Raw genomic sequence first — 23829 nt, 5'->3', positions numbered from 1 at the left:
CAAACAAAAAACAGTACTGATACTGTGCATAAGTAGGTACGCTGTGAATAACTTCAGCTACTTGAGCGAGAAGGCTGACCATACGAGGATAGCGAGGAGCATACATGTTACGGTGGCAGACAGCAGGCGAATCTCACGGTGAGGCACTTGTTGCCATGATTGAAGGTCTTCCTAGCGGCGTAGATATTACCAGTGAAGACATTAAGCAAGCTTTAGCTCGCCGACGTCTGGGATATGGTCGCGGAGCACGCATGAAATTTGAACAAGATCAAGTACGTTTGCTCACGGGTGTTCGTCACGGTTCAACCTTAGGTTCACCGATTGCTATTGAAATTGGTAATACGGAATGGCCAAAATGGACGCAAGTGATGAGCGCGGATCCTCTGCCAGACGATGTAGAACTTCCTGACAACGGACGCAACGCAGCCCTGAGCAATCCTCGTCCTGGACACGCTGATTTAACAGGTATGCGCAAATACGGTTTTACTGATGCTCGACCAGTTTTGGAACGTTCCTCGGCACGCGAAACCGCATCACGGGTAGCTCTTGGCCAGGTTGCTGCGAACTTTTTGAAGCAAGTTGCTGGCATTGAAACTGTGGCTCATGTTATTTCTATCGGCGGTGAATACGTAAGTGAAGACGCTCCACTGCCAACTCCAGCAGATGTAGAAGCTCTTGACGCATCCGCCACACGTAGTTTAGATGCTGAAGCCGTTGAGCGTATGAAAAAGCGTATTGATGAGGTAAAAAAGCAAGGAAACACTCTTGGTGGAGTAATTGAAGTTATTGCCTATAATGTGCCTGCAGGAGTAGGAACCTACGTGGAATCCGATCGTCGCTTGGATGCTGCTTTGGCTGCTAATGTGATGAGTATTCAAGCCATTAAAGGTGTGGAAATCGGTGATGGCTTCAAAGAAGCAGACCGTTTAGGTTCAGAAGCACACGATGAAATTGCTCGTGAAGATGGCAAGATTTACCGTTTAACAAATCGTGCTGGCGGTATTGAAGGATCGATGTCTAACGGTGAACCTATTCGTGTGCGCGCAGCAATGAAGCCGATTTCTTCCTCGCCTCGCGCTTTACGCACTGTTAATGTGCTCACTGGGGAAGAAGCAACAGCAATCCATCAGCGTTCGGATGCTACCGCAGTTCCTGCTGCATCTGTAGTAGCTGAAGCTATGGTGCGTTTAACCTTGGCACAGTTTATTATCGAAAAGTTCGGTGGAGATAGCGTAGCGGAAACACGCCGTAATATTGAGTCATATCTGGCAAGCTGGCCTGAATATTTGCAGTAGTTGAGTTTCGAGGAGTATATATGGCGCGTGTTCCGCAAGTAGTATTTATTGGTATGCCTGGTTCGGGCAAAACTCGTATTGGTAAGGAAATTTCATCTCTGATGTCTGTATCTTTTAATGATTCAGACGATGAGATTGAACGCAGCGAGGGCATGCGCATTCCCGATATTTTCGAGGAGCTGGGTGAGCGCCGTTTCCGAGAGATAGAACGCGATATTATTGCTGATTTTGTTGATGTATCTGACGCGGTACACAAGGGTGAGCGCATTATTTTTGATGGAGTTCTTTCTTTGGGCGGCGGTGCTCCTATGCGCCCAGAAACTCAAGAAAACTTGCGTATGTATATCCAGACAGGTGGGCACGTTGTGTATTTGAATGCACAAGCTGATGAAGCTATTGAACATGCAACCCGCTCAGGAAATAGACCTTTGCTGGCGCATAATCCAGAAAAAGTGTGGATGGATTTATATGCTCAGCGTCACGACACATATATGGATTTAGCCAGTTACGTTCTTTCCACACATGGTAAAACTCCTCGACAGGCAGCTCAAACAGTTATGGATATGCTCAACGAACACGTTATTCACGTCAGCGGTGCTCAACCTGAATATGATGTGCGTATTGGCACATCGACTATGCGTCATTTACCAGCAATTTTAGGTGAAAATACAGTACGTGTGGCTCTTATTCACACCACTCAAGTGCAACGACACAGCGATAAAGCACGCGCTATTTTGCGTCGAGCAGGCTACGAGGTTACAGAAATCGTTATTCCTGATGCAGAACACGGCAAAACTTTGCCTGTCGTTTCCAGAGCATGGAATACTCTGGGCGAAATTGGCTTTACCCGCTCAGATGCCATTGTTGGCTTAGGTGGTGGTGCGGCAACTGATGTTGCTGGTTTTATTGCTGCTACATGGTTACGAGGCATTCGCTATGTTAATTGCCCAACATCGCTTCTCGCTATGGTTGATGCCTCAACCGGTGGGAAAACTGGTATTAATACGGAAACCGGTAAAAATCTCGTGGGTAGTTTCTACACGCCCGCAGGCGTTTTGGCTGATGTTGATACATTGCGCACACTCGATCAGCGTATTTTTATTGAAGGTCTTGGTGAGGTTATTAAAGCAGGCTATATTGCTGACCCACAGATTATTCGTATTGTGCGCGCACATGCTGATATGCTCAAAAATCTTGATCCCGCACAGATAAGTGATGATGAGATGGATGTGATTATTGAACTGATTGATCGCAGCGTGCGCGTGAAAGAACGTCATGTGAGTGCAGACCTTAAAGAGCAGGGCTTGCGCGAGTTCTTAAATTATGGGCACACCTTGGGTCATGCTATTGAAAAGATTGAACATTTTACATGGCGTCACGGTGAAGCGGTTGCAGTGGGCATGGTATTTGCTGCCGAGTTAGCTCGTATTCATGGCATTGTTAATGATGATTTTGTGCGCGATACTCGCAACATATTGGAATCAGTAGGATTACCAACCGTATGGGACGCTCCTGATGATGAGACTGTTTTGCAAATTATGCATCGCGATAAGAAAGCACGCGGCAATATGCTGCGTTTTGTAGTTGTCGATGAGATTGGTCATGCTCGCCGTTTGGAAGATCCAAGCGAAAGCAGTGTTTTAGAAGCCTTGCATGCAGTAAGTAGCCATCATAATAAATAATCGCAACGCACACTAAACGCTCAAAGTGTGACAAGAGAAACGATATAGAGACGTAAAGGAAGCGGTATGGTAAAAAGGGCAAAAGTTTCGAAAATTGTAGTGATTAATGGTCCTAATCTTGGTCGTTTAGGGGTACGCGAGCCAGAAATCTATGGTAGTGCTACTTTAGAGGACTTGCGTGCAGCTTGTACCCAGTGGGGGCAGGAACTGGGCATTGACGTAGAAGTGCGTCAAAGCGATAGCGAAGCAGAAGTTATTGGTTGGATGCATCAAGCTGTTGATGAGAAAACTCCTGTTGTTCTCAATCCTGCCGCTTTTACGCATTATTCCTATGGTTTAGCTGATGCTGCGGCTCAGGTTACAGACGTTCATATTCCGCTGATTGAGGTGCATATTTCTAATCCTGCAGGGCGCGAAGATTTCCGTAAGCATTCTGTTATTTCACCTATTGCTACGGGAACTATTACAGGCATGGGATTTTATGGATATAAGTTAGCGCTTGACGCTGCTGTTCATGCTCTCGAGGATTAAATTGAGGAATGATATGCTCGCTTTTCACAACGATTACCATGCAGGCGCACATCCTGAGGTTTTGAAGGCTCTCGTAAGTACGAATGGTGCTGCTCAGGATGGTTACGGAGCAGATGAATACAGTGAATCCGCACGTGCGCGTATTCGTCACGCAATAGAGGATGAGCAAGCCGAAGTTTTCTTTGTAACAGGTGGTACGCAAACGAATCAGCTGGTTATTGATACCATGCTATCTGCTTGGGAAGGCGTTATTAGCGCAGATACCGGTCATGTGAGCGTGCATGAAGCAGGTGCTATTGAGTTTTGCGGGCATAAAGTTTTGACTGTGCCAAGCGAAAACGGTTTGATGGATCCGAACGATGTTCGCTCGTTAGCACGTAACTTTTATGATGATCCTAATCATGAGCATATGGTTTTTCCAGGCATGGTGTATTTGAGCTATCCATCGGAATACGGCACGCTGTATAGCGCTGACCAGTTGCATGAGATTCGTGCTATTTGTGATGAGTTCAATATGCGCTTGTTTATTGATGGCGCTCGTTTAGCGTATGCGCTTGGCTCTGCAAGTGAGCATCTCAGTTTGGCTCAGTTGGCGCAGATAGCTGACGCTTTTTATGCGGGCGGGACAAAAGCTGGAGCGCTGCTAGGTGAAGCGGTTATTTTCCCTGCAGGGCGTGGTGAGCGTGGTAGCTCTCCGGCACATTTTATTACTCGAATGAAGCAGCATGGCGCTCTACTTGCTCAAGGGCGTGCTATGGGAGTACAGTTCGACGCACTGTTTACCGATGGCTTGTATGAGCGCATCGGAACTCAGGCAGATGAGTTGGCACAACGTCTGGTAGGTGTTATGCGTTCTCATGGTTTTGAAGAGTATTTGATTAGCTCCACGAATCAACAGTTTTTTGTGATGAATAAAAAGCAGTTTGAAGCGTTAAGCGCAGTAGCTCAGGTGAGTTTATGGGAGGCTCCTAGTAATGGGCGCTATATTGTTCGTATGGTGACGGGCTGGGATACGACTGAAGAGATGATTGACCAGTTGGATAAAGCTTTATCGATATAGTATCGATAAAGTTGGGGAGCGGGCGTGTCAGGCTTCTCCGTGGGGTTTTAGTGGATTCGTGTGCCCCCCAGACATGACGTGTTCAACGCAGTCTGACTGGGAGAGGTTTGTTGCCATGTAGCACTCTTAAATAAGAGTAATACTTCTTATGGTTGTGTGTGCTGTAAGAGAAAGACGAAAGGTTATGGTGTGCACAGTATATCGGCTAACCTTTTTTGGTTGACTGTGTGATGAACCAAGATATCCTAAGGTCAAGTACGGCATCATTGTGAACAGCCTCAAGACCCTGAAAAATAACTCACCATAGGGCAACCCACCGCCTACACAAAAACCCTGACACTCTCTGGGGAGTGGTAGTGAGGAATTCTGCTGTAACGGAACTCCTCACTATACAACCTGTTAGTCGCAGCTATTAGATACGTCTTGCAAAGTTGAATCGTGTAAAAATTGCATCGGCAATAATTCCTGTAATCAGTAGAACACTTGTGCTTATCGGAATACTATCGATAAAAATAAAACCAATAATTTCTCCTGCAATAATGGTTATGACAATTGAAACAGAGGTTACGCGATCGAGACGATGGATTTTCTTATTAAAAATCGTATGTAGTAGCACGCCAATATAAAACAGACCGACTCCACTAATCAAAAACATATGCGCGCTACGTGGATGCGCAATATTTATGTAATCATAAGCAATCGTCACGAGATTAATGCCGAACCAAATCAAGTAATGAAAATGTACCATAATTGTTGCTTTACGACCATCTCCTTCTTCATCTATAGGATGGTCAAATTCAGCAAAAATAGAACACAAAGAGGTTCACAATAATCAGATAACTAAGCACATTAACAATGGAGAAAGATTTCACATCGAAATAGAGCGAAATGCCTACCAGAAGCTCACCCAGCGTAATAATAGTTAATAATCCTAAACGTTCAATAAGATGCGGAACATTAATCGGCACGATGGAAACACGGTTATTCATAATGAGTGGATAGATTAAGAAAATCGTAACCGATATACATACAATAATAACTCCTGCAATGCCGCCTATAGCTTTGCCAATAACTAGCCCAGCAAGACGCATAGCAAGCATTTTTAGGAAGACTAAACTCACCTGCGCATCAGGGGTGTGCGCACGAGAATAGGCAATAAAAGTATATTGAGCAATATGGATAACTGATAAAGCAATTAATCCAAAGGAAAAGAGCTTAAAGTCTTCGAAAGATTCAGAGGTTGCGTAATGTCCCATAAAAGCAGAAGACGCATTTGCAGCACAGTCATAGAAATAATATCTTTCAGATTGTGCTCGCCGAAACGATTAAAATAAATATTTTGAATATTCCATGATCCAATGAAGCTAATAAATACTGTGATATACAGTAAGACCGTTATTCATGTGACGGCATGGTGACGTAAAGGTTCAAAAATCTCAGTTATTTGAGATACGGCGTAGACAAAAACGAGATCATAGAAAAGCTCAGTAACAGAGACTTTCCTTGCTATTTTTCTGGCATATGTATGTCCTCGCGTAGATTCAGTTGATTTTATGAGTAGTTGTGCAACACAGACTACGATTGAACGTTTTCTTAAAGCTCTACAATATAGCAAAAAATGATGAGAGTGAATGGTTGAAATACGCGGTTAAATAAATTTTTTTACTGCTGAAAGTAAAATCTAAACGAGCATAATATAAACTTATTGTCTATTGAACAGAGAATGAAAGTATGCTGAAAAGTTGCAGCGTGTTTTAGGCTTTGAATTCGTCATGTGAAACTGATATACTTAAATCCCATGGTTAATGAACATGGCAATAATTCTGAGCATATTACAAAGCATATTTTCGTCACTGGCGGCGTTGTTTCTTCTCTTGGTAAAGGTCTTACAGCTTCCTCATTGGGACGCTTATTACGTAGCCGTGGTTTAAGCGTTCTTCAGCAGAAGTTGGATCCATATATCAATGTAGATCCAGGTACCATGAATCCGTTCCAGCACGGTGAAGTATATGTTACTGAAGATGGTGCGGAAACTGATTTGGATATTGGTCACTACGAGCGTTTCTTGGATGTTCCTTTAAGCCAGAGTGCTAATGTGACCACAGGTCAGATTTACCAGAACGTGTTGCGTAAGGAACGCGCCGGAGAATATTTGGGTCAGTGCGTGCAGGTGATTCCACATATTACCAACGAGATTAAGGAACGTATGCGTTCCCAGGCTGGCGACGATGTGGACGTTATTATTACCGAAATTGGTGGCACGGTTGGCGATATTGAGTCGCAGCCATTCTTGGAAGCGGCTCGTGAGGTACGCACTGAGCTTGGTCCAACAAACTGTATGTTCGTGCACGTCTCTTTGGTACCATGGATTGCCTCCGCTCATGAGCTCAAGACCAAGCCAACTCAGCATTCTGTAATGATGTTGCGCCAACTGGGTATTCGCCCAGATGCGTTGGTTTTGCGTTCCGATCGTCCACTCAACCAGGGTATTAAAGACAAGATTTCCTTGATGTGCGATGTGGCAGAAAACGCAGTGGTCAACTGTGTGGATGTGCCAAGCATCTACGAAATCCCAACCATGTTGCACACCGAAGGTCTCGACTCCTATGTTGTCGAGCATTTGGAGCTTAAGTGTGGCGACGTTGATTGGGCTGAATGGGGAGACCTGCTCGACCGCGTGCACCATCCAAAGGACGAAATTACCATCGGTATTATTGGCAAGTACATTGATTTGCCAGATGCATACTTATCGGTTACTGAGGCTATTAAAGCTGGTGGTTTCGGCAACTATGTGCGTGCCAAGATTGAGTGGATTTCTGCCGATAATTGCGAAACCGACGAGGGTGCACAGCGCTACTTAAGTAACTTGGACGGTATTGTTATTCCAGGTGGTTTCGGTATTCGCGGTATTGAAGGCAAGATTAACGCATTGCGTTACGCGCGTGAAAATAAGCTGCCTGCACTGGGTATCTGCTTGGGCATGCAGTCTATGGTTATTGAGTACACCCGCAACGTTTTGGGTTATGCTGATGCGAACTCTTCGGAATTCGAAGATGGCACCACGCATCCAGTAATTGCTACGATGGAAGAGCAAAAAGATATTGTGTCCGGTCACGGAGATATGGGTCACACCATGCGTTTGGGATCCTATCCTGCAGTGCTTAAGGAGAAGTCTTTGGCTGCAGATCTGTACGGTTCTACGAAGGTTGCCGAACGTCACCGCCATCGTTATGAGGTTGCTGTAGCTATTAAGCCAGAACTCGAAGCTGCGGGCTTGTCTATTTGCGGTTCGAGCCCAGACGGTCAGCTTGCAGAATTCGTTGAGCTTCCTCAGGATGTACACCCATTCTATATTGGTACACAGGCACACCCAGAGTTTAAGAGCCGCCCAACCAAGCCACACCCACTGTTCGCTGGTTTGGTGAAGGCTGCCGTAGATCGCAAGCATAAGAACGCTTAATTAAGTGTTTTTAAGTGTTCGAACGAGCCAAGCGCCACGGTTGTGAGTATTGTCACATCTGTGGCGCTTTGTGTTCGCTTATAAGAAAAAGACTTCTCAACGCCCGTACAATGGGAACTTAGAGGATGTTTTAAGGAGGTGACGCGTGTCTCACGAAGATGTAGAGATGAATAAATACATCGATGCCCGCGGTGGTGTAAACACAGAGAAACTTCAGCAAGATGACGAGCTGATTTCTCAGTTTGGTGAATACAGCTACGGTTGGCATGACTCTGACGAAGCAGGTAAAGCTGCTAAAAAGGGTATTGATGAGAACGTTGTTCGAGAAATTTCAGCAGACAAGGGTGAACCTGATTGGATGCTGGAGATGCGTTTGCGAGGCTATAAAGCTTTCGTAGACAAGCCAATGCCAGATTGGGGAGTCGACTTATCTGGTTTTGATGCCGACGATTTTAAGTACTATGTGAAGCCTATTGAAAAGCAGGCGAAGAGCTGGGAAGAACTTCCCGACGATATCCGCACCACATACGATCGTTTAGGTATTCCAGAAGCAGAAAAGAATCGTCTGGTCTCTGGCGTGGCAGCACAGTACGAATCAGAAGTTATCTACAACTCCATTCGCGACGATTTGGCTGCCCAGGGCGTTATTTTCGTCGATACCGATACGGCAGTGCGCGAATACCCAGACCTCGTAAAGAAGTATTTCGGTACGGTTGTTTCTCCAGAAGACAATAAGTTTGGCGCGTTGAATACCGCAGCATGGTCGGGTGGTTCCTTCGTATACGTGCCAAAGGGTGTGCATGTAGAAATTCCTCTGCAGGCGTACTTCCGTATTAATACTCCTGCTATGGGTCAGTTCGAACGCACGCTTATTATTGCCGACGAAGGCTCCTACGTGCATTATGTAGAAGGCTGTACGGCTCCTATCTATTCTGAGGATTCGTTGCATGCTGCCATCGTGGAAATTATTGTAGAAAAGCATGCTCGCGTGCGCTACACCACGGTGCAGAACTGGTCGAATAACGTGTACAACCTGGTTACCCAGCGTGCGTACGTGCGCGAAGGAGGCACCATGGAATGGGTGGATGGAAATATTGGTTCCAAAGCCACCATGAAGTATCCGGCATGTATTTTGGCAGAACCTTATGCCAAAGCAGAAACCATGTCTTTGGGCTTTGCTGGTAAGGGACAGTACCAAGATACAGGTGCGAAGATGATTCACCTGGCACCTCATACCAGTTCCACGATTGTTGCGAAGTCTATTTCGCGCGGCGGTGGTCGCTCTGCTTATCGTGGTTTGGTCAAGATTGTGAAGGGCGCCGAAGGTTCGAGCTCCAACGTTGTGTGCGATGCTTTGCTCGTAGACGATTTCTCTCGTTCCGACACCTATCCACACGTGGATGTGCGCGAAGACGATGTGTCGATGGCGCACGAAGCAACCGTGTCGAAGGTATCCGAAGATCAGCTGTTCTACTTAATGAGTCGCGGTATCGAAGAAAAAGAAGCTATGGGCATGATTGTGCGCGGCTTCGTCGAACCAATTTCGCGTGAGCTTCCTATGGAATACGCTTTGGAGCTGAACCGTTTGGTCGAGCTGCAGATGGAAGGATCGGTGGGATAGTGGCCACACGTAAAGAAATTCAGATTCCTGTTGCAGACCCCAATAATCCGTATGCGATTCCTGCAGCAATGCCGTCGAGCGCAGACCGCAACCCTCGCTCTTTTGAGATTGTTGATTTTGCTGTGCCAACGCGCAAGCAGGAAGATTGGCGTTTTACCCCAGTCGAGCGCATCGCTGAGTTTGCTGAGGTTTTCGAACCTGCAGGTCAGTTGCGCTATGAGCTTAGCTCGATTGATGGTTCGGCCGCGCCAGCAGGCGTAACGCTCGAAACAATTAGTAAGAGCCAGGCTCCAGCCGGTAGCGTGTCGAAGCCAAACGACCGCGTTTCTGCAGTTGAGTGGAACAGTGGCGAGAGCGCCGTGCACCTGCATGTTGCCGAAGATACTGCTGTTCCAGTTCTGCTTAAGATTACGAGCTCCAGCTTCGATCTCGATAGCTTCCACTTGGTGATTACCACGGCTGCCAATGTGCATGCTGACGTGGTTGTGGAGCACTTTGGTGATGCACACATCGCTGAGGGTGTGGAGATTTCTACTGGTGATTTCTCTGAAGTATCAACCACATTTATTCATGAATGGTCTGATAAGTCTAAGCATGTGGGTAATCATCGTATTCATGTGGGTAAAGCTGCTACCTTGCGTCACAGTGCTGTTACCCTCGGCGGTGATGTGGTTCGCATTCGTATGGATCAGGATTTCGGTGGTGAGCAAGGTGATTTAACCATGCTTGGCATCTACTTCTCTGAATCTGGTGAGCATATTGAGCATCGCACTATGGTGGTACATAACCATCCTGAATGCAAGTCTCGCGTTATTTATAAGGGAGCTTTGTCAGGCAAGGATGCACACTCCACGTGGGTGGGTAATGCTTTGATTGAGCCAACTGCTCCAGGAACAGATTCCTACGAGTTAAACAGAAACTTGATTTTAGTGCCGGGCGCTATTGCAGATTCGGAACCAAATTTGGAAATTGAAAATGGAAATATTGTGGGCGCTGGACATGCCAGCTCGGTAGGACGTTTTGATGATGAAGAGCTGTTCTACCTGATGAGCCGCGGTATTCCAGAGAAAGAAGCACAAAAACTTGTGGTTGCGGGCTTCTTCAACGAATTGATTGAACAAATCGATATTCCAGCGATTTCCGAGCACTTAATGAACACTGTTCACGCCCGTCTTGAAAGGTAATCATGTCTGTTATTGAAATTAAAGATCTTCACGCATCCGTGGAGACAAACGAGGGTCGCAAGCAGATCCTTAAAGGCGTTAACCTAACGATTAATTCCAACGAAACTCACGCTATTATGGGACCAAACGGTTCCGGTAAATCCACTTTGGCATATACCTTAGCTGGTCATCCTAAGTATGAAGTAGATTCTGGTGAAGTTCTGCTCGATGGCGTTGATATTTTGCCAATGACTCCAGATGAGCGTGCACAGGCAGGCTTGTTCCTGGCTATGCAGTATCCAGTAGAGGTTCCAGGCGTGGCAATGACTAACTTCTTACGCACTGCTAAAACCGCTATTGATGGTGAAGCACCAGCTATTCGCCAGTGGACCAAGGACCTTAACGCAGCGATGAAGAACCTTCGTATGGATCCTAAGTTCGCTACTCGTTCTGTGAACGAAGGCTTCTCCGGCGGCGAGAAGAAACGTGCAGAAGTTCTCCAGCTTGAACTACTTAAGCCGAAGTTCGCTATTTTAGACGAAACAGATTCTGGTTTGGACGTGGACGCTTTGCGCATTGTGTCTGAAGGTGTGAACCGTGCAAAGGACAATACAGGTTTGGGCATTATGATGGTGACCCATTACACCCGTATTCTCAAGTACATTAAGCCAGATATTGTGCATGTATTTACCGATGGTCATATTGTAGAAACAGCAGGTCCTGAACTGGCTGATTATTTGGAAGAGCACGGTTACGACAAGTATCTTCCAGAAGGTACAACCGAGTCTGCTCAGGCATAAACACCCAGAAACTGTTCAGCTTATGGCGATGTTCCTCATAACGTCGTCATAAGCTGTATTGTTATTTTTACGTACGTTATGAGGAGTTATCCATGTCATTTAATAGCAACACTATTCGTTCTCAATTCCCTCTTCTTACACAGGAAGTGCATGGATATCCGTTAGTGTACTTAGATTCTGGAGCTACTTCTCAAAAACCTCAGGCTGTTATTGATGCTGAATCCGCGTTTTACAACACAATTAATGCAGGTGTTCACCGCGGGGCACACGAATTAGCATCATTGAGCACGGATGCATACGAAAACGGCCGCTACGCAGTGGCACGTTTAATCGGTGCGCATTATGGAGAAGGTTCTGATGAAATCGTTGTAGCTGGGGGAGCGACCGCTGGTTTGAATATGCTTGCTAATGCTTTTGATCATGCCAGTCATGACGGTATAGGACCTTTTGCTGTAGGACCTTCAGATAGCATTGTAACTTCTCGAGCAGAACATCATTCAGTTCTTTTACCTTTCCAAGAGCTTGCTCGTAGAACAGGTGCGCGTTTAGACTTCTTTGATTTAGATGATTCAGGACGCATTGTTACTACTTCTGAATCTCTTGCACGTGTTATTACTGAGCATACGAAAATAGTGGCTGTTACTCATATATCGAATGTGACGGGAGCTACCACCGACATTCCAGCTATTGTGCGTAGGGCGCATGAAGTTGGTGCAATAGTTGTACTCGACGCCTGCCAAAGCGTTCCTCATCTTCCTATCGATGTACATGAACTTGATGTTGATTTTGCCGCTTTTAGCGCGCATAAAATGTATGGACCTACAGGTGTTGGTTTCCTCTATGGCAAACGCGAGATGCTCGAAAAACTACCTCCGATGAATTTCGGAGGATCCATGGTGGAGCTTGCATGGTTAGATAAGCCGGCACAATATATGGCTCCTCCAGCTAAATTTGAAGCGGGTACACAGCCGGTTGCTCAAGTTGTGGCATCAGGAGTTGCTGCTAACTGGATGATGGACTTAGGTATGGAAAACCTAGCCGCACATGAACATGAGCTTGTAGAACACCTTATGCAGATTCAAGATATTGACCATGTGCGTATTTTAGGGCCAACAGATACAACAGATCGCATAGGCACAGTAGCGTTTGAGATTGACGATGTTCATCCTCATGATGTGGGGCAGTTTATTGATTCTCGCGGTATTGCTATTCGTGTGGGACACCACTGTGCTCAACCAATTCACCGTCATTTCGGCGTGTATGCGTCTAACCGTGTGTCTCTAGGCGTGTACAATACGCATGAGGATATTGACCGTCTTTTAGAAGCTGTTGCAGAAGTATACGGTTTCTTCCACCGCTAAACGAGGAGTTGTATGTTCGAGTCAATGAGTAATGCTGAGCTGGAACAGATGTATCAAGAGGTTATTCTCGAAGCATCGAAAGCGCCTCATGGTAAGCAGAAGTTTGCAGCGGACATTACCAGTGCTGACGCAGAAAAATCAGATAATGCTGTAGCACATGCAACTTTGAGTGCAGAACATGAGTATTGCGTTACAGCACAATCTCATCAATTCAATCCAACCTGTGGAGATGAAGTAACTGTGCGGGTAGAGCTTACGAATGGAAAAAACGACGAACCTATCCGCATTGAAAAACTTATGTGGGACGGACAAGGATGCTCTATTTCTCAAGCAAGCCTATCTATTATGTATGATCTGGTTGCTGGAAAAACTCTCGACGAGGCTATGGAATTGTTCCGAACCTTCCATAAACTCATGGAATCACGTGGAGCAGGTCTAGAAAATGAAGAAGAAATCGAATCGCTCGACGATGCCATAGTTTTTCAAGGCGTATCGCGCTATCCGATGCGTATTAAATGCGCTCTTTTAGGATGGGAAGGTCTTAAAGATTCAGCCGCTCAAGCGCTCACTCATATCAATCAATAAAATCAGGGAGAAACAAGATTATGGCAGCCAACAATCTGGTTCCACAACCTTCGGGCAGTATTCTTGATGCAGTGTCACGTGTTTTTGATGACTCACAGCTTGCACAACAAATTGCCCAGAATCCTTCCTCAGCAGGTATGCTAGAAGAATCATATAAAAAAGCTCAGGTCAAGGAGGCATCCCAAATGACTGAGGCACAAAACACAGAGGAATTTAAAGGCGTTACCTTAACATTCATTGATGAAATCGGTAGGGTAACGGCTAAAGATGTAAAGGAAGCTCTCCATCAGGTTACTGATCCTGAACTGGGTGTGGATGTTGTTGATCTCGGTTTAGTCTATGGCATTGAAATCGATGAACTCGGCCGAGCTATTTTAACTATGACGCTTACCACACCAGCATGCCCATTAACCGATCTTATTGAAGATGAATGTGCTGCTGTTCTTGCTGGATTAGTAGAGGAATTCCGTGTTGATTGGACGTGGACACCTGCATGGAATGTGGACATGATTACAGAAGAAGGTGCAGCGCAACTCGCCGCTCTGGGCTTTAATCTCAATAATTTACCGCGTGCATACGCATAAATTCTCATGCTCGCGCTACAATAAAATCTCAACGATGTAGTAAAGACGCTCCTAGTGAGCTTAGGCTAATAACATAATGCTTGAGCTGATTGGGAGCGCTTTTTTGAGAGAAAGATTGAGAGATTATGTCGTTGAATTTCACATGGCAACTCCATGGAGATGGAAAACATATTGCTCCAGGCGAAGTAATTGAGCCTGAAGAACGTTTAACTATTATTCGTACAATGAGCGTAGGCGCTCAGCATGTGATTGCAATGTTTGGTGCAACATTCCTCGTTCCAATTTTGACGGGTTTTGATCCATCGACAACATTGTTCTTCACCGCATTGTCGACTGCACTATTTCTTCTTATTAATAACAACAAGCTACCTAGTTATTTAGGTAGCTCGTTTGGTTTTATAGCACCTATTGCTGCGGTAACTACTGCTCATAAAGGTTTGGGCGTAGCTAGCTTTGGTATTTTATGCACAGGTTTAGCTTTAGCCCTTGTTGGTGCTATCGTGCACTTCGCAGGCTCTGCATGGATTGATAAAGTCATGCCTCCTGTGGTCAATGGTGCTATTGTAGCGATTATTGGCTTTAATTTAGCTCCTTCAGCATGGAATAACTTTAAGAGCGCTCCAGATACTGCTCTCGTAACTCTGCTTGCTGTTATGCTGTGCGCAGTTTTGTTTAAGGGTATGCTTGGTCGCTTGAATATTTTGCTCGGCGTTTTGATTGGTTATATTTATGCTGTTGTACGTCAGCAAGTTGACTTCCAACCGGTAAAAGAAGCAGCGTGGATTGGTCTACCTAAATTCCATACTCCTGAAGTTGATTTCTCCATTTTGCTTATGTTCCTGCCAGTAGTACTAGTGCTTATTGCTGAGAATATTGGTCACGTAAAGTCTGTGTCTTTGATGACTGGTCGAGACTATGATCCACAGATTGGTCGCTCATTGTTTGCTGATGGTTTGGGTACTGTGCTCGCCGGTTTGGGTGGCGGTTCCGGTACCACAACATACGCAGAAAATATTGGTGTTATGGCAGCAACGAAGGTATATTCCACATTGGCATACTGGTTTGCTGCAGGATTCGCTCTTATCTTGAGCTTGTGCCCTAAGTTTGGCGCTATTATTAACACAATTCCAACCGGCGTTCTTGGCGGCGTAACCACATTGCTTTACGGCATGATTGGTATGCTCGGTGTGCGCATTTGGGTAGAAAACAAGGTTGACTTTGGTAAGACCGTAAACATGATGGTGGCAGCAGTAGTCATGATTGTGGGTATTGCAAACTTTACCTTCACAGTTCAAGGCGTGAGCTTCAATGGTATCGCTATCGGCTCTTTTGCAGCTTTGATTGTTTACCACGGTTTGAAGAATCTCGGTAAGCTCACCGGAGCTGTTGTGGACCAAGATGATTATATTGGAGAAAATCCAGATACTCCTTACTCCGTCCACGAAAACTAAAGACATGAATAAAGCCGAGGCACAGGTCTCGGCTTTATTTTTTTACATGGTTGCGTAAAATGCTACCGCACTTGAAGCTGCTACATTCAAACTATCTACACCGTGACTCATAGGAATTTTTACTGTAAGATCTGTGGCAGCTAAAGTATATCGGCTCAATCCGTCACCTTCAGTACCAAAAATCAAAGCAACTTTTTCAATATGTTGCGGATCTTCAGGCGCGCTATGTATACGTGCAGATAATTCTTGCATGCTTATAGAATCATCGGTCAAAGCCATAGCAACAGTAGTAAAATCTAAATCTTTAAGCTCCTCAATAGAGGGATTTGGCCAATTCTTACGATTATCTCCGCCAATGCGCGTCCAAGGAACTTGAAAAACAGTTCCCATAGATACCCGGATAGCACGCCTATATAACGGATCTAAACATGATGGGGTAGCGAGCACAGCATCAACACCTAAAGCAGCTGCTGAACGCATGAGAGCACCAACATTTGTAAAGTCAACAATATTTTCCATAACAGCTACTCGCCGAGCATGCGCACAAATATCAGAAACACTTGGCAACTCCCAGCGACGCATCGCACACATAGCGCCACGGTGTAAACGGTAGCCAGTCAATTGTTTAAGTAAAGCTTCAGAAGCCACAAAAACGGGAATATTCATGCCCCAGCGAGCATCGACTAGCTCAAAAGTTGAACGCATGCCTTCGAGCCATGCCTCCTCGACAAGGAAGGAAAGCGGCTCGCGGTCGGCTGCTAAAGCTCGATCAATAACTTTAGGACTTTCTGCAATAAAAATACCCTCATCTGGCTCTAAACGATTACGCAGCTGAACTTCGGTTAAATTGATGTAGGCGTGTAAACGCTTATCTTCTAGGCTGTCAACATGGATTATCTGCATGGTTTTGATGGTAGCGTGAGGAGGGGAGGATGCTGGAAAAGGTACAACCCGTGATACTCATCAAAGATTAATTTCTTTTTGAACGAATATTTTTGATACGCTTTTGCATGTGATGAAGTCGGACATTGTTCGATTCACAAAGGGCTACACATTATGTTGTAGCCCTTTGTGAATAAGGGGAGATGATGCGTCAGTTGCATAAACTGTTCATGTCAATTCCTGAGCAAATAAATATTCTTAGAAGACGTGGTTTAATCTGTCTTTTGGGGTTTTCGTGGGGTTTTGGTTTGGCTTATTTGGTTATTATTGCGGTGTGTAGGAGTCTTTGGGTGGTTCATGAAGCGTGACTTGGTAGAGCGTTCCATGAACCACGAGTATTCTAATCATGCTAACAGGGGTAAAACGTAGCGTGAAACATGACTTGCTCTAGAGCAGTCCATGATTCACGCATAGCACGAAGACCGAAAACACTCTCAACGATGACCGCGAGCATTGTTAGTGTTGTGCGCTCACAACTTCCACGCACCTGCAACCTACACAACCCCCGCTAAAAACTGAAGAACCAAATCAGGCTTATCAACCAGACTAACTAGGGAAAAAAGAAAAGGACACACCGTGAATGTATCCTTGAAATTGTGTCCGGAGCGGGACTTGAACCCGCACGCCCGTATAAAATGGGCACTAGCACCTCAAGCTAGCGCGTCTACCATTCCGCCACCCGGACAGTACTTTACGCAAGTGCATTAAGCAACAGTTAGAAAGAATACCACAGAGTTTCAGACTATGCATATTGGCGTGTCGAATATACATTCTGAGAGTCTACCAGCAGGGCAAATGCATTGAAAAATCAGGCGAAACGCCGCATTTAAGAAATAGCTCGAACATATAGATACACCCTCATATACTTGAGGCTGGTTCGCGAAGGATGAGCGAAAATACAAAAATCGGAGGATACCAATGTTGCCAAAAATCGTCGGTAGCGCAATGGTTCTTACAGCTAGCATCGCGTGGGGCATTTCTGGAGTCAGTGGTCAATATTTACTACAACGCGGTATTTCAGTAAACGCGGTAACCTCCCTGCGCCTCGTTATTGCAGGCGCAGTACTTGTTGCTATCGTTGCTTTGTGTAACCCGAAAAGTATTGTTCAAGCAATGCGAACACCTGCATTCCTCAAAGACATGCTGCTGTTCGCGATTTTCGGTATCGTTGCCAATCAATTCGCCTATTTGCAGGCCATCCACTACACGAACGCTGGAACAGCAACAGTTCTGCAGTATCTCACACCCGTTACCGTTTTGGCATACACCTGCTTTAAAAACCGCATTCCGCCAGCACTCCTCGAAATCTTGGCTGTAATTCTGGCTATGAGTGGCACGTATTTACTCGCCACGCACGGTGAGCTTAACTCTTTGGCTATTAACCCAAAGGGTTTGTTCTGGGGAATTTTCTCCTCTTTCACCTACACAGCTTATATTATTCTTCCCGTCAAAATTGTGCAGCAGTGGGGTAGTCTTCTCAGCATTGGCATGTCTATGCTTGTAGGTGGTGGTCTATTTTCCCTTGGCTCACACGTGTGGACAGAAAAGTTTATCTGGGATGGTCCAATTATTCTTGGTTATCTGGGCATCATCGGCATTGGTACTATTATTGCGTACACGCTTTTCCTCACAGGCGCTGCCTACACAGGGCCTGTGCAAAGTAGTTTGCTTGCTTCATTAGAGCCAGTAGCTTCTGTTGTTTTTACGGTAGCAATGTTTCATGCTAGCTTCTATCCAGCCGATTTTGTTGGCATGATTACTATTGTTATAGCAGCTCTTATGATCTCGCTGAAACACTATATTGCCCGCTTGTTCACACATCCGCTACGCCACAGAAAGGCTTAACATGACTTTACCAATGTTCGTTGTGCGTCAAGATACCGATAAGCCTGCTGATTTTCCCACTCACAGTGGCGAGCAGTACATCTTACCGTCCGCGATTTCCATGCACGCATTAAAATCGATGCGCTTGGGTGAAGGCGAGCAGTTATGCTTAACCGATGGCTTAGGTCGTGTAGCTACAGCAAGGGTATCTGACACAGCTGCAGGAACTGTGATGATTGAGGCAATAGACCAGATAGAAGTTCCGTGCGTAAAGCTCGGACTTATTCAGGCTTTAGCGAAGTCAGGACGCGACGAACAAGCTATTGAAATGGCTACAGAAATCGGTGTTGATTCTGTTATGCCATGGCAATCTCAGCGCTCTATTGTGCAATGGAAGGGAAATAAGGCTGAGAAAGCATTGCGTAAATGGAAAGATGTTCTCGTCTCCGCCACAGAACAGTCACGACGAGCTCTCTTGCCGCAGCTTGAATCAATGAAAACAACAAAACAGCTGGTCGAGTGGACTAAACAAGCAACTGAAGCGGACGATATAGTGGTTGTTTTGCATCAAGATGCCACAGATACGTGGTCTCGCATCGAGGAACATGTCAAATCTCTGAATACCGAATGCACTATCTGGGTTGCAGTAGGACCAGAAGGCGGCATCAGCGACAACGAGGTAGCACAGCTAACTGCAGCAGGCGCTCATGTCTGCGTAATCGGTAGTAATATTTTACGCGCTTCAAGTGCAGGAAGCGTAGCTCTCACCTTGCTCAGCCGTGTGTTGGAACGATACGCATAATATGGTGCGATATTGCTAGAATAAACACCAGTACATTGTGGGTAAAGTAAGGAGCAATAATGACACTCGACAGCAACTGCATTTTCTGCAAGATTATTCAGGGAGAAATTCCTAGCACAAAAATTATGGAAACCGAACGTACATACGCTTTCGCAGACCTGAATCCACAGGCAGAAGTTCATGCTCTAGTTGTTCCTAAAAATCATTTTGCTCGTGTGAGCGAGGTGGCTCAGGCAGACCCAAGCTTGCTGGCTGAAATCGTATCTACAGCTCAAAGCATTGCTAACGAAAAATACAACGGTCAGTTCCGTTTGATCTTTAATTCTGGGGAAGATGCTGGTCAAACAGTGTTCCACTGCCATGCTCATGTGCTGACTGGTCAAAAATTAGAAGGAGAATAAAGTTTGGCACAATCAGGTACTACTACTCGCACAGTTACTATTCCTGCTGAACTTAATCCTGTAAGCGTATGTGGTCCAGAAGATCAGATATTACGGCTTATCGAAAAAGCATATTCGGATCTTACTTTCGTAGTGCGTGGCAATACTATTGCTATCGTATCTAGTTCTGCGCGTACTGAGGCAGACGCTTTAGCTGCTCAAGATTTTCTCAATAATATTATTGATACCGCTTATACGAACCCGCTGAGTGTGGACGATGTTGAGCGTTTACTTTCGAATAAACTCAGTCAGAAAGCTGACCGTAAAGAGCGCAAAATAAAGCAATCTGCTCCGCGTTTCCCAGATGAACGTCCACACTTTATCGGTCGTCCGCACACAGAAAATAACGTAAAAAGCTCTGTATCTGGCCAGCGCACAACAATAGGCGGTCAACATATTCCTCGCGTTATTACGATGGCTCACGGAGTCCCTATCCGCCCGAAAACAGCTGGACAGGTTGACTATATTAATGCTATTGAATCGCATACCATTACTTTCGGTATTGGCCCTGCCGGTACGGGTAAAACCTATCTGGCTGTAGCTAAAGCAGTCCGCGCGTTTGAAGACGGCGCTATACGACGTATTATTTTGACCCGTCCAGCCGTAGAAGCAGGCGAAAATCTCGGTTTCTTACCTGGCACGCTTAATGAGAAAGTCGATCCGTATTTACGTCCGCTTTATGACGCTTTGTCCGATATGCTCGGAAACGAGCGTATGCAACGCTATATTGCTGATAATACGATTGAAGTAGCTCCTTTAGCGTATATGCGCGGTCGAACGCTTAACGATGCGTACGTTATTTTAGATGAGGCACAAAATACCACACCTGAGCAGATGAAAATGTTCCTAACACGTTTGGGATTCAATACGCGCATGGTTATTACTGGGGATGTTACACAGGTTGATTTTTCTGTGTATCGTTCAGGATTATTACAGATTGAAAAAGTGCTGGGAGACGTTGACGATATTGCTTTCGTGCATCTCGGCTCTGACGATGTTGTGCGTCATAACCTCGTAGGACGTATTGTGAGTGCATACGATGCCTTTACTGCTGCACAGCAAAAACACAAGACACAGAATAAGACAGAATAAGTAGGACAAGAAGTACAAAATGAGCGTAGATGTTCTTAATGAAAGTCGTTGGAATATTGATCCAGAAGTGTTCTCACAACTTGGTTTATGGGTGATGGATCAGTTGCATGTGAGCACACATAGCGATTTAACGATTATTTTTAACGAACCAGATGCCATGGAAGAGCTTCACCTCAAATGGATGAATCTTGAGGGACCTACGGATGTGATGAGTTTCCCTATGGATGAACTGCGTCCAGGAAACGGCACGGAACTCGTGGAAGGAATGCTGGGCGATATTGTGTTGTGTCCGGCAGTAGCGGCGGTTCAAGCGCAAAGTGCAGGACATTCCACTATTGAGGAGCTGCTCTTACTGACCATTCACGGTTGTTTGCATTTAACAGGATTTGATCATTCTACTTCTGAGGAAGAGCGAGAGATGTTTGGTCTGCAACGTCAACTGTTATTGACCTTCTTGGCTGCTCGTCCAGGAACTCTTACAGAAGTTTTGCCTTATGAACTTTCTGAGCAGGAGGACGAGTAATGAGCGTAACTTCCATTATTCTTGCAGTCAGTTTATGTGTTATTTCGTTGGGATTGCTATGGTTTTCTCTGATTATGGCGTCAAGCGAATCTGCTATTTCACGAGTGACGCGCTCTAATTTAAATAATTTGATTTTGGAAGTGCGCACTAATGAAGAATCTGATTTTGTGCGCAAGAAAACTTTAGCGCGCATCCGCCACGCCCAAAACATCATCATCCATCGCCACCGTGCGGCGGTCACCTGCACCTTTTGGCGCGTCGTCTCTAATGTGCTCATCGGCGCGCTCATCGCCACCGCCGCGGGCGTCTTCGGCGTGCGTATTTGGCTGCAAATCACTATTGGACTAATCTTCGCCCTTATCAGCGCTGGGATTGCGGCACTCATCTCTCCGCGCTCATCTAATCAGCAATCAGTCACAATCTTGCTTAACTATGCACCATTTATTGCACGGGCTATGCATCTAATGCCGCGCGTAGCTGCAGAACGTAGCGAGCGCAATCAGTCACGTCCAACTCTCTCAGATGACGAAGAGCTCGAACAAATCCATCACGAGCAAGCGCGTTCTACAATCGACCGTCTGATTGAAGCACATATGTTCGACCCGGAAATTTCTGAAATGCTGCGCAACGTGCTTATTCTTACCGACACATTAACGCGCGAAATTATGGTGCCACGAACAGATATGTTTTCTCTCGAAAAATCAACAACTCTCACCGATATGCTCAAAGATTGCTCAAGATCGGGCTTTTCTCGCGTGCCAGTCACAGGTGAAACTATTGATGATTTGAGGGGAATTGCCTACTTAAAAGATGCTGTGCGAGCAACAGCATTTAATCCCGCGGCTGGAGAGCGTACAATCGACACGATTATGCGCGAACCAATGCTTGTTCCGGAGTCCAAGCCAGTGGATGATCTTTTCCACGACATGCAAACAAAGCGTCAGCACGTGGCTATTGTTGTGGACGAATATGGTGGTATTGCGGGTATGGTCACCATCGAAGATGCTCTCGAGCAGATTGTGGGAGAGATGGAAGATGAGCACGATAAAGTGCAGCGTCACGAACCAGAACGCATGGAGAATGGTGGGTGGCGGGTGCCCGCGCGTACGTCTATTACCGATATTGAGGAGCTGTTCGAGATTGACCTCGACGAAAATGACGTAGATACAGCCTATGGTTTACTCACTAAAGCATTAGGAAGAGTCCCAATCGTCGGTTCAAGTGCACAAACACGCGGCTTGGAGTTGAAAGCTGTCGATTCAGCTGGGCGAAGAAAGAAGGTGTCAACCATCGAAATTCAACGTATCGCGGATACCATGGCTGATACAATCGAAAAGAACGAGACAAGCTCGGACGATAATGCGTCGCAGGAGCGCGTTACAAAAGAAGCGTAACAAACCAACCGTAAAATATAAGCAAAAGTAACATAACAAACACAAGAAAATAACAGGCGCAGAGTAAAGTGTTTACATAAACGCTTAAAGTACGTGCGATTTTAATATAGTAAAACTGTAGTAAAACCGCAGCAGGAATTAGAACCGCAGTAAAACTGTAGTAAGAGTGCACGAAGCGCTTCACGGCGCAAACTAGGCGCAAACTATGTGAAGGATAAGAGATGAGTGAATCTGAGTACCGTTCCGGTTTCATTGCTGTTGTAGGTCGTCCAAATGTGGGCAAATCTACGCTGATTAATGCTCTTATGGGAACTCAGATTGCTATTACCTCATCGCGTCCTGAAACGACACGTAAAGTTATTCGCGCAATCCTCACCACAGATGAGTATCAGATTGTGCTGGTGGATACGCCGGGTATTCACCGTCCGCGCACTTTGTTGGGACAGCGTTTGAACGATATGGTTGATGAGTCGCTCTCAGATGCTGATGCAATTGCTTTCTTGCTTCCTGCAGATCAGGAGATTGGTTCGGGAGATAAGCGCATTCTATCGCGTCTGCGCTCAGTATTCTCGCGCAAAGATGAGAACGGTCAGTGGCAATGGACGAAGCCAGTCATTGGCGTGCTGACTAAGATTGACGGCTTGAACCGTTCCGAATTAGTGGAAAAGCTTATTGAAATGGATCAGTTCGGAAACTTCACCGAGATCGTGCCTGTGTCTGCTCGCGAATATGACAATGTGGATGAGGTTCGTGCTGTTTTTGCTCAGCAGATGCCGGAAGGTCCGCAAATGTATCCAACTGAGCAGAAGAGTGAGGAAACTGCACAGGATACTATTGCTGAGCTTATCCGTGGCGTTTTCCTTGAACAGTTAGACGATGAGCTTCCTCATTCTTTGGCTGTAACTGTGGACGATATTGTGTATCCTGCTGATAACGATGATTCTGATGGAGACGGTCGTGCTCAGGTATATTCTTCGATTTATATTGAACGCAGCAGCCAGAAACCGATTATTTTGGGCAAGGGCGCGGAAAACCTTGTGCGTGTGAAGAAAAAACTGCGCACGCCGATTAACCGTATTGTGGGTATGAAGTCCACGTTAACTTTGCATGTGAAGATTGCGAAAGACTGGCAGAGCGATCCGAAGAAGTTGGAGCGTTTGGGCTTTAACGGTTAGTTTGCATTTTAGATTTTAGGTTTTTTGAGGGGACGCCTTGAGGA

At 45.7% G+C, this 23829-nt stretch carries 21 protein-coding genes, 1 tRNA gene and 1 pseudogene; 19 read left to right on the top strand and 4 right to left on the bottom strand.

The window, feature by feature from the left end; translation table 11 throughout:
* Positions 1 to 104: 104 nt before the first annotated feature.
* The 4 genes from aroC (at position 105) to HMPREF2909_RS05325 (ending at position 4568) form a co-directional block, all read left to right on the top strand.
* The gene (aroC, locus tag HMPREF2909_RS05340) at positions 105 to 1295 is read left to right on the top strand and encodes a chorismate synthase (protein WP_071415490.1); all 1191 of its coding nucleotides are present in this window, start codon (positions 105 to 107) and stop codon (positions 1293 to 1295) included.
* A gap of 20 nt (positions 1296 to 1315) precedes the next feature.
* Positions 1316 to 2977 carry a bifunctional shikimate kinase/3-dehydroquinate synthase gene (locus tag HMPREF2909_RS05335; RefSeq protein ID WP_071415489.1) on the top strand — a complete coding sequence of 554 codons (1662 nt, stop codon included), beginning with the start codon at positions 1316 to 1318 and terminating at the stop codon, positions 2975 to 2977.
* 66 nt (positions 2978 to 3043) lie between these two features.
* Positions 3044 to 3508 carry a type II 3-dehydroquinate dehydratase gene (aroQ, locus tag HMPREF2909_RS05330; protein WP_071415488.1) on the top strand — a complete coding sequence of 155 codons (465 nt, stop codon included), beginning with the start codon at positions 3044 to 3046 and terminating at the stop codon, positions 3506 to 3508.
* 13 nt (positions 3509 to 3521) lie between these two features.
* Complete coding sequence (locus tag HMPREF2909_RS05325; RefSeq protein WP_071415487.1) at positions 3522 to 4568, top strand: threonine aldolase family protein; 1047 nt, start codon at positions 3522 to 3524, stop codon at positions 4566 to 4568.
* Between the two features lie 412 nt (positions 4569 to 4980).
* Here the strand turns inward: HMPREF2909_RS05325 and HMPREF2909_RS05320 are convergent, their stop codons facing one another.
* Together HMPREF2909_RS05320 and HMPREF2909_RS05315 are read right to left on the bottom strand one after the other, a co-directional pair.
* Positions 4981 to 5316, bottom strand: coding sequence for a hypothetical protein (locus tag HMPREF2909_RS05320; protein ID WP_022856252.1), 336 nt, complete (start codon positions 5314 to 5316; stop codon positions 4981 to 4983).
* A gap of 49 nt (positions 5317 to 5365) precedes the next feature.
* Positions 5366 to 5836 (bottom strand): annotated as a pseudogene (locus HMPREF2909_RS05315) (low temperature requirement protein A); the annotation flags it as partial.
* A 530-nt stretch (positions 5837 to 6366) separates the two neighbouring features.
* Between HMPREF2909_RS05315 and HMPREF2909_RS05310 the strand changes: the two are divergent.
* The 8 genes from HMPREF2909_RS05310 (at position 6367) to HMPREF2909_RS05275 (ending at position 15593) form a co-directional block, all read left to right on the top strand.
* Positions 6367 to 8028 (top strand): CTP synthase, encoded by a 1662-nt coding sequence (locus HMPREF2909_RS05310; RefSeq protein WP_071415485.1) that lies wholly within the window; start codon positions 6367 to 6369, stop codon positions 8026 to 8028.
* A 166-nt stretch (positions 8029 to 8194) separates the two neighbouring features.
* Complete coding sequence (sufB, locus tag HMPREF2909_RS05305) at positions 8195 to 9649, top strand: Fe-S cluster assembly protein SufB (protein ID WP_021618314.1); 1455 nt, start codon at positions 8195 to 8197, stop codon at positions 9647 to 9649.
* The gene (gene sufD, locus HMPREF2909_RS05300; RefSeq protein ID WP_071415484.1) at positions 9649 to 10833 is read left to right on the top strand and encodes a Fe-S cluster assembly protein SufD; all 1185 of its coding nucleotides are present in this window, start codon (positions 9649 to 9651) and stop codon (positions 10831 to 10833) included. The genes sufB and sufD overlap by 1 nt, the downstream gene beginning before the upstream one ends.
* A 2-nt stretch (positions 10834 to 10835) precedes the next feature.
* Positions 10836 to 11612, top strand: a complete 777-nt coding sequence (sufC, locus tag HMPREF2909_RS05295) for a Fe-S cluster assembly ATPase SufC (RefSeq protein WP_049227475.1) — start codon at positions 10836 to 10838, stop codon at positions 11610 to 11612.
* A gap of 92 nt (positions 11613 to 11704) precedes the next feature.
* On the top strand, positions 11705 to 12973 hold the full coding sequence (locus tag HMPREF2909_RS05290; protein WP_071415483.1) for a SufS family cysteine desulfurase: 1269 nt from the start codon (positions 11705 to 11707) through the stop codon (positions 12971 to 12973).
* Positions 12974 to 12985: 12 nt separating this feature from the next.
* Positions 12986 to 13558 (top strand): Fe-S cluster assembly sulfur transfer protein SufU, encoded by a 573-nt coding sequence (gene sufU, locus HMPREF2909_RS05285; protein ID WP_071415482.1) that lies wholly within the window; start codon positions 12986 to 12988, stop codon positions 13556 to 13558.
* A gap of 20 nt (positions 13559 to 13578) precedes the next feature.
* Entirely contained in the window at positions 13579 to 14142 is a 564-nt protein-coding gene (locus HMPREF2909_RS05280) for a metal-sulfur cluster assembly factor (RefSeq protein ID WP_021618319.1), read from the top strand.
* 125 nt (positions 14143 to 14267) lie between these two features.
* Positions 14268 to 15593 carry a uracil-xanthine permease family protein gene (locus HMPREF2909_RS05275; RefSeq protein WP_071415481.1) on the top strand — a complete coding sequence of 442 codons (1326 nt, stop codon included), beginning with the start codon at positions 14268 to 14270 and terminating at the stop codon, positions 15591 to 15593.
* A gap of 42 nt (positions 15594 to 15635) precedes the next feature.
* On the opposite strand, the gene HMPREF2909_RS05270 is transcribed toward HMPREF2909_RS05275, so the two are convergent.
* Positions 15636 to 16496, bottom strand: a complete 861-nt coding sequence (locus HMPREF2909_RS05270) for a TrmH family RNA methyltransferase (protein WP_022856245.1) — start codon at positions 16494 to 16496, stop codon at positions 15636 to 15638.
* Between the two features lie 636 nt (positions 16497 to 17132).
* A tRNA-Leu gene (locus HMPREF2909_RS05265) sits at positions 17133 to 17220 on the bottom strand.
* A 233-nt stretch (positions 17221 to 17453) separates the two neighbouring features.
* On the opposite strand from HMPREF2909_RS05265, the gene HMPREF2909_RS05260 reads away from it, so the two are divergent.
* The 7 genes from HMPREF2909_RS05260 (at position 17454) to era (ending at position 23785) form a co-directional block, all read left to right on the top strand.
* Positions 17454 to 18380, top strand: a complete 927-nt coding sequence (locus HMPREF2909_RS05260; protein ID WP_071415480.1) for a DMT family transporter — start codon at positions 17454 to 17456, stop codon at positions 18378 to 18380.
* 1 nt (position 18381) lies between these two features.
* Entirely contained in the window at positions 18382 to 19161 is a 780-nt protein-coding gene (locus tag HMPREF2909_RS05255) for a 16S rRNA (uracil(1498)-N(3))-methyltransferase (protein WP_022857366.1), read from the top strand.
* Positions 19162 to 19220: 59 nt separating this feature from the next.
* Entirely contained in the window at positions 19221 to 19562 is a 342-nt protein-coding gene (locus HMPREF2909_RS05250) for a histidine triad nucleotide-binding protein (RefSeq protein WP_071415479.1), read from the top strand.
* Positions 19563 to 19565: 3 nt separating this feature from the next.
* Positions 19566 to 20693 carry a PhoH family protein gene (locus tag HMPREF2909_RS05245; RefSeq protein WP_022857365.1) on the top strand — a complete coding sequence of 376 codons (1128 nt, stop codon included), beginning with the start codon at positions 19566 to 19568 and terminating at the stop codon, positions 20691 to 20693.
* Positions 20694 to 20712: 19 nt separating this feature from the next.
* Positions 20713 to 21216: an rRNA maturation RNase YbeY gene (gene ybeY, locus HMPREF2909_RS05240; RefSeq protein WP_071415478.1), complete on the top strand. Its 504-nt coding sequence runs from the start codon at positions 20713 to 20715 to the stop codon at positions 21214 to 21216.
* The gene (locus HMPREF2909_RS05235; protein ID WP_071415477.1) at positions 21216 to 22610 is read left to right on the top strand and encodes a hemolysin family protein; all 1395 of its coding nucleotides are present in this window, start codon (positions 21216 to 21218) and stop codon (positions 22608 to 22610) included. Before ybeY ends, HMPREF2909_RS05235 begins: the two co-directional genes overlap by 1 nt.
* Positions 22611 to 22831: 221 nt before the next feature.
* Positions 22832 to 23785: a GTPase Era gene (gene era, locus HMPREF2909_RS05230; RefSeq protein ID WP_071415476.1), complete on the top strand. Its 954-nt coding sequence runs from the start codon at positions 22832 to 22834 to the stop codon at positions 23783 to 23785.
* The last annotated feature ends 44 nt before the right edge of the window (positions 23786 to 23829 follow it).

Source organism: Alloscardovia sp. HMSC034E08, assembly GCF_001813415.1.
GTDB lineage: Bacteria > Actinomycetota > Actinomycetes > Actinomycetales > Bifidobacteriaceae > Alloscardovia > Alloscardovia omnicolens.
This window is presented reverse-complemented; position numbering and strand designations above follow the sequence as displayed.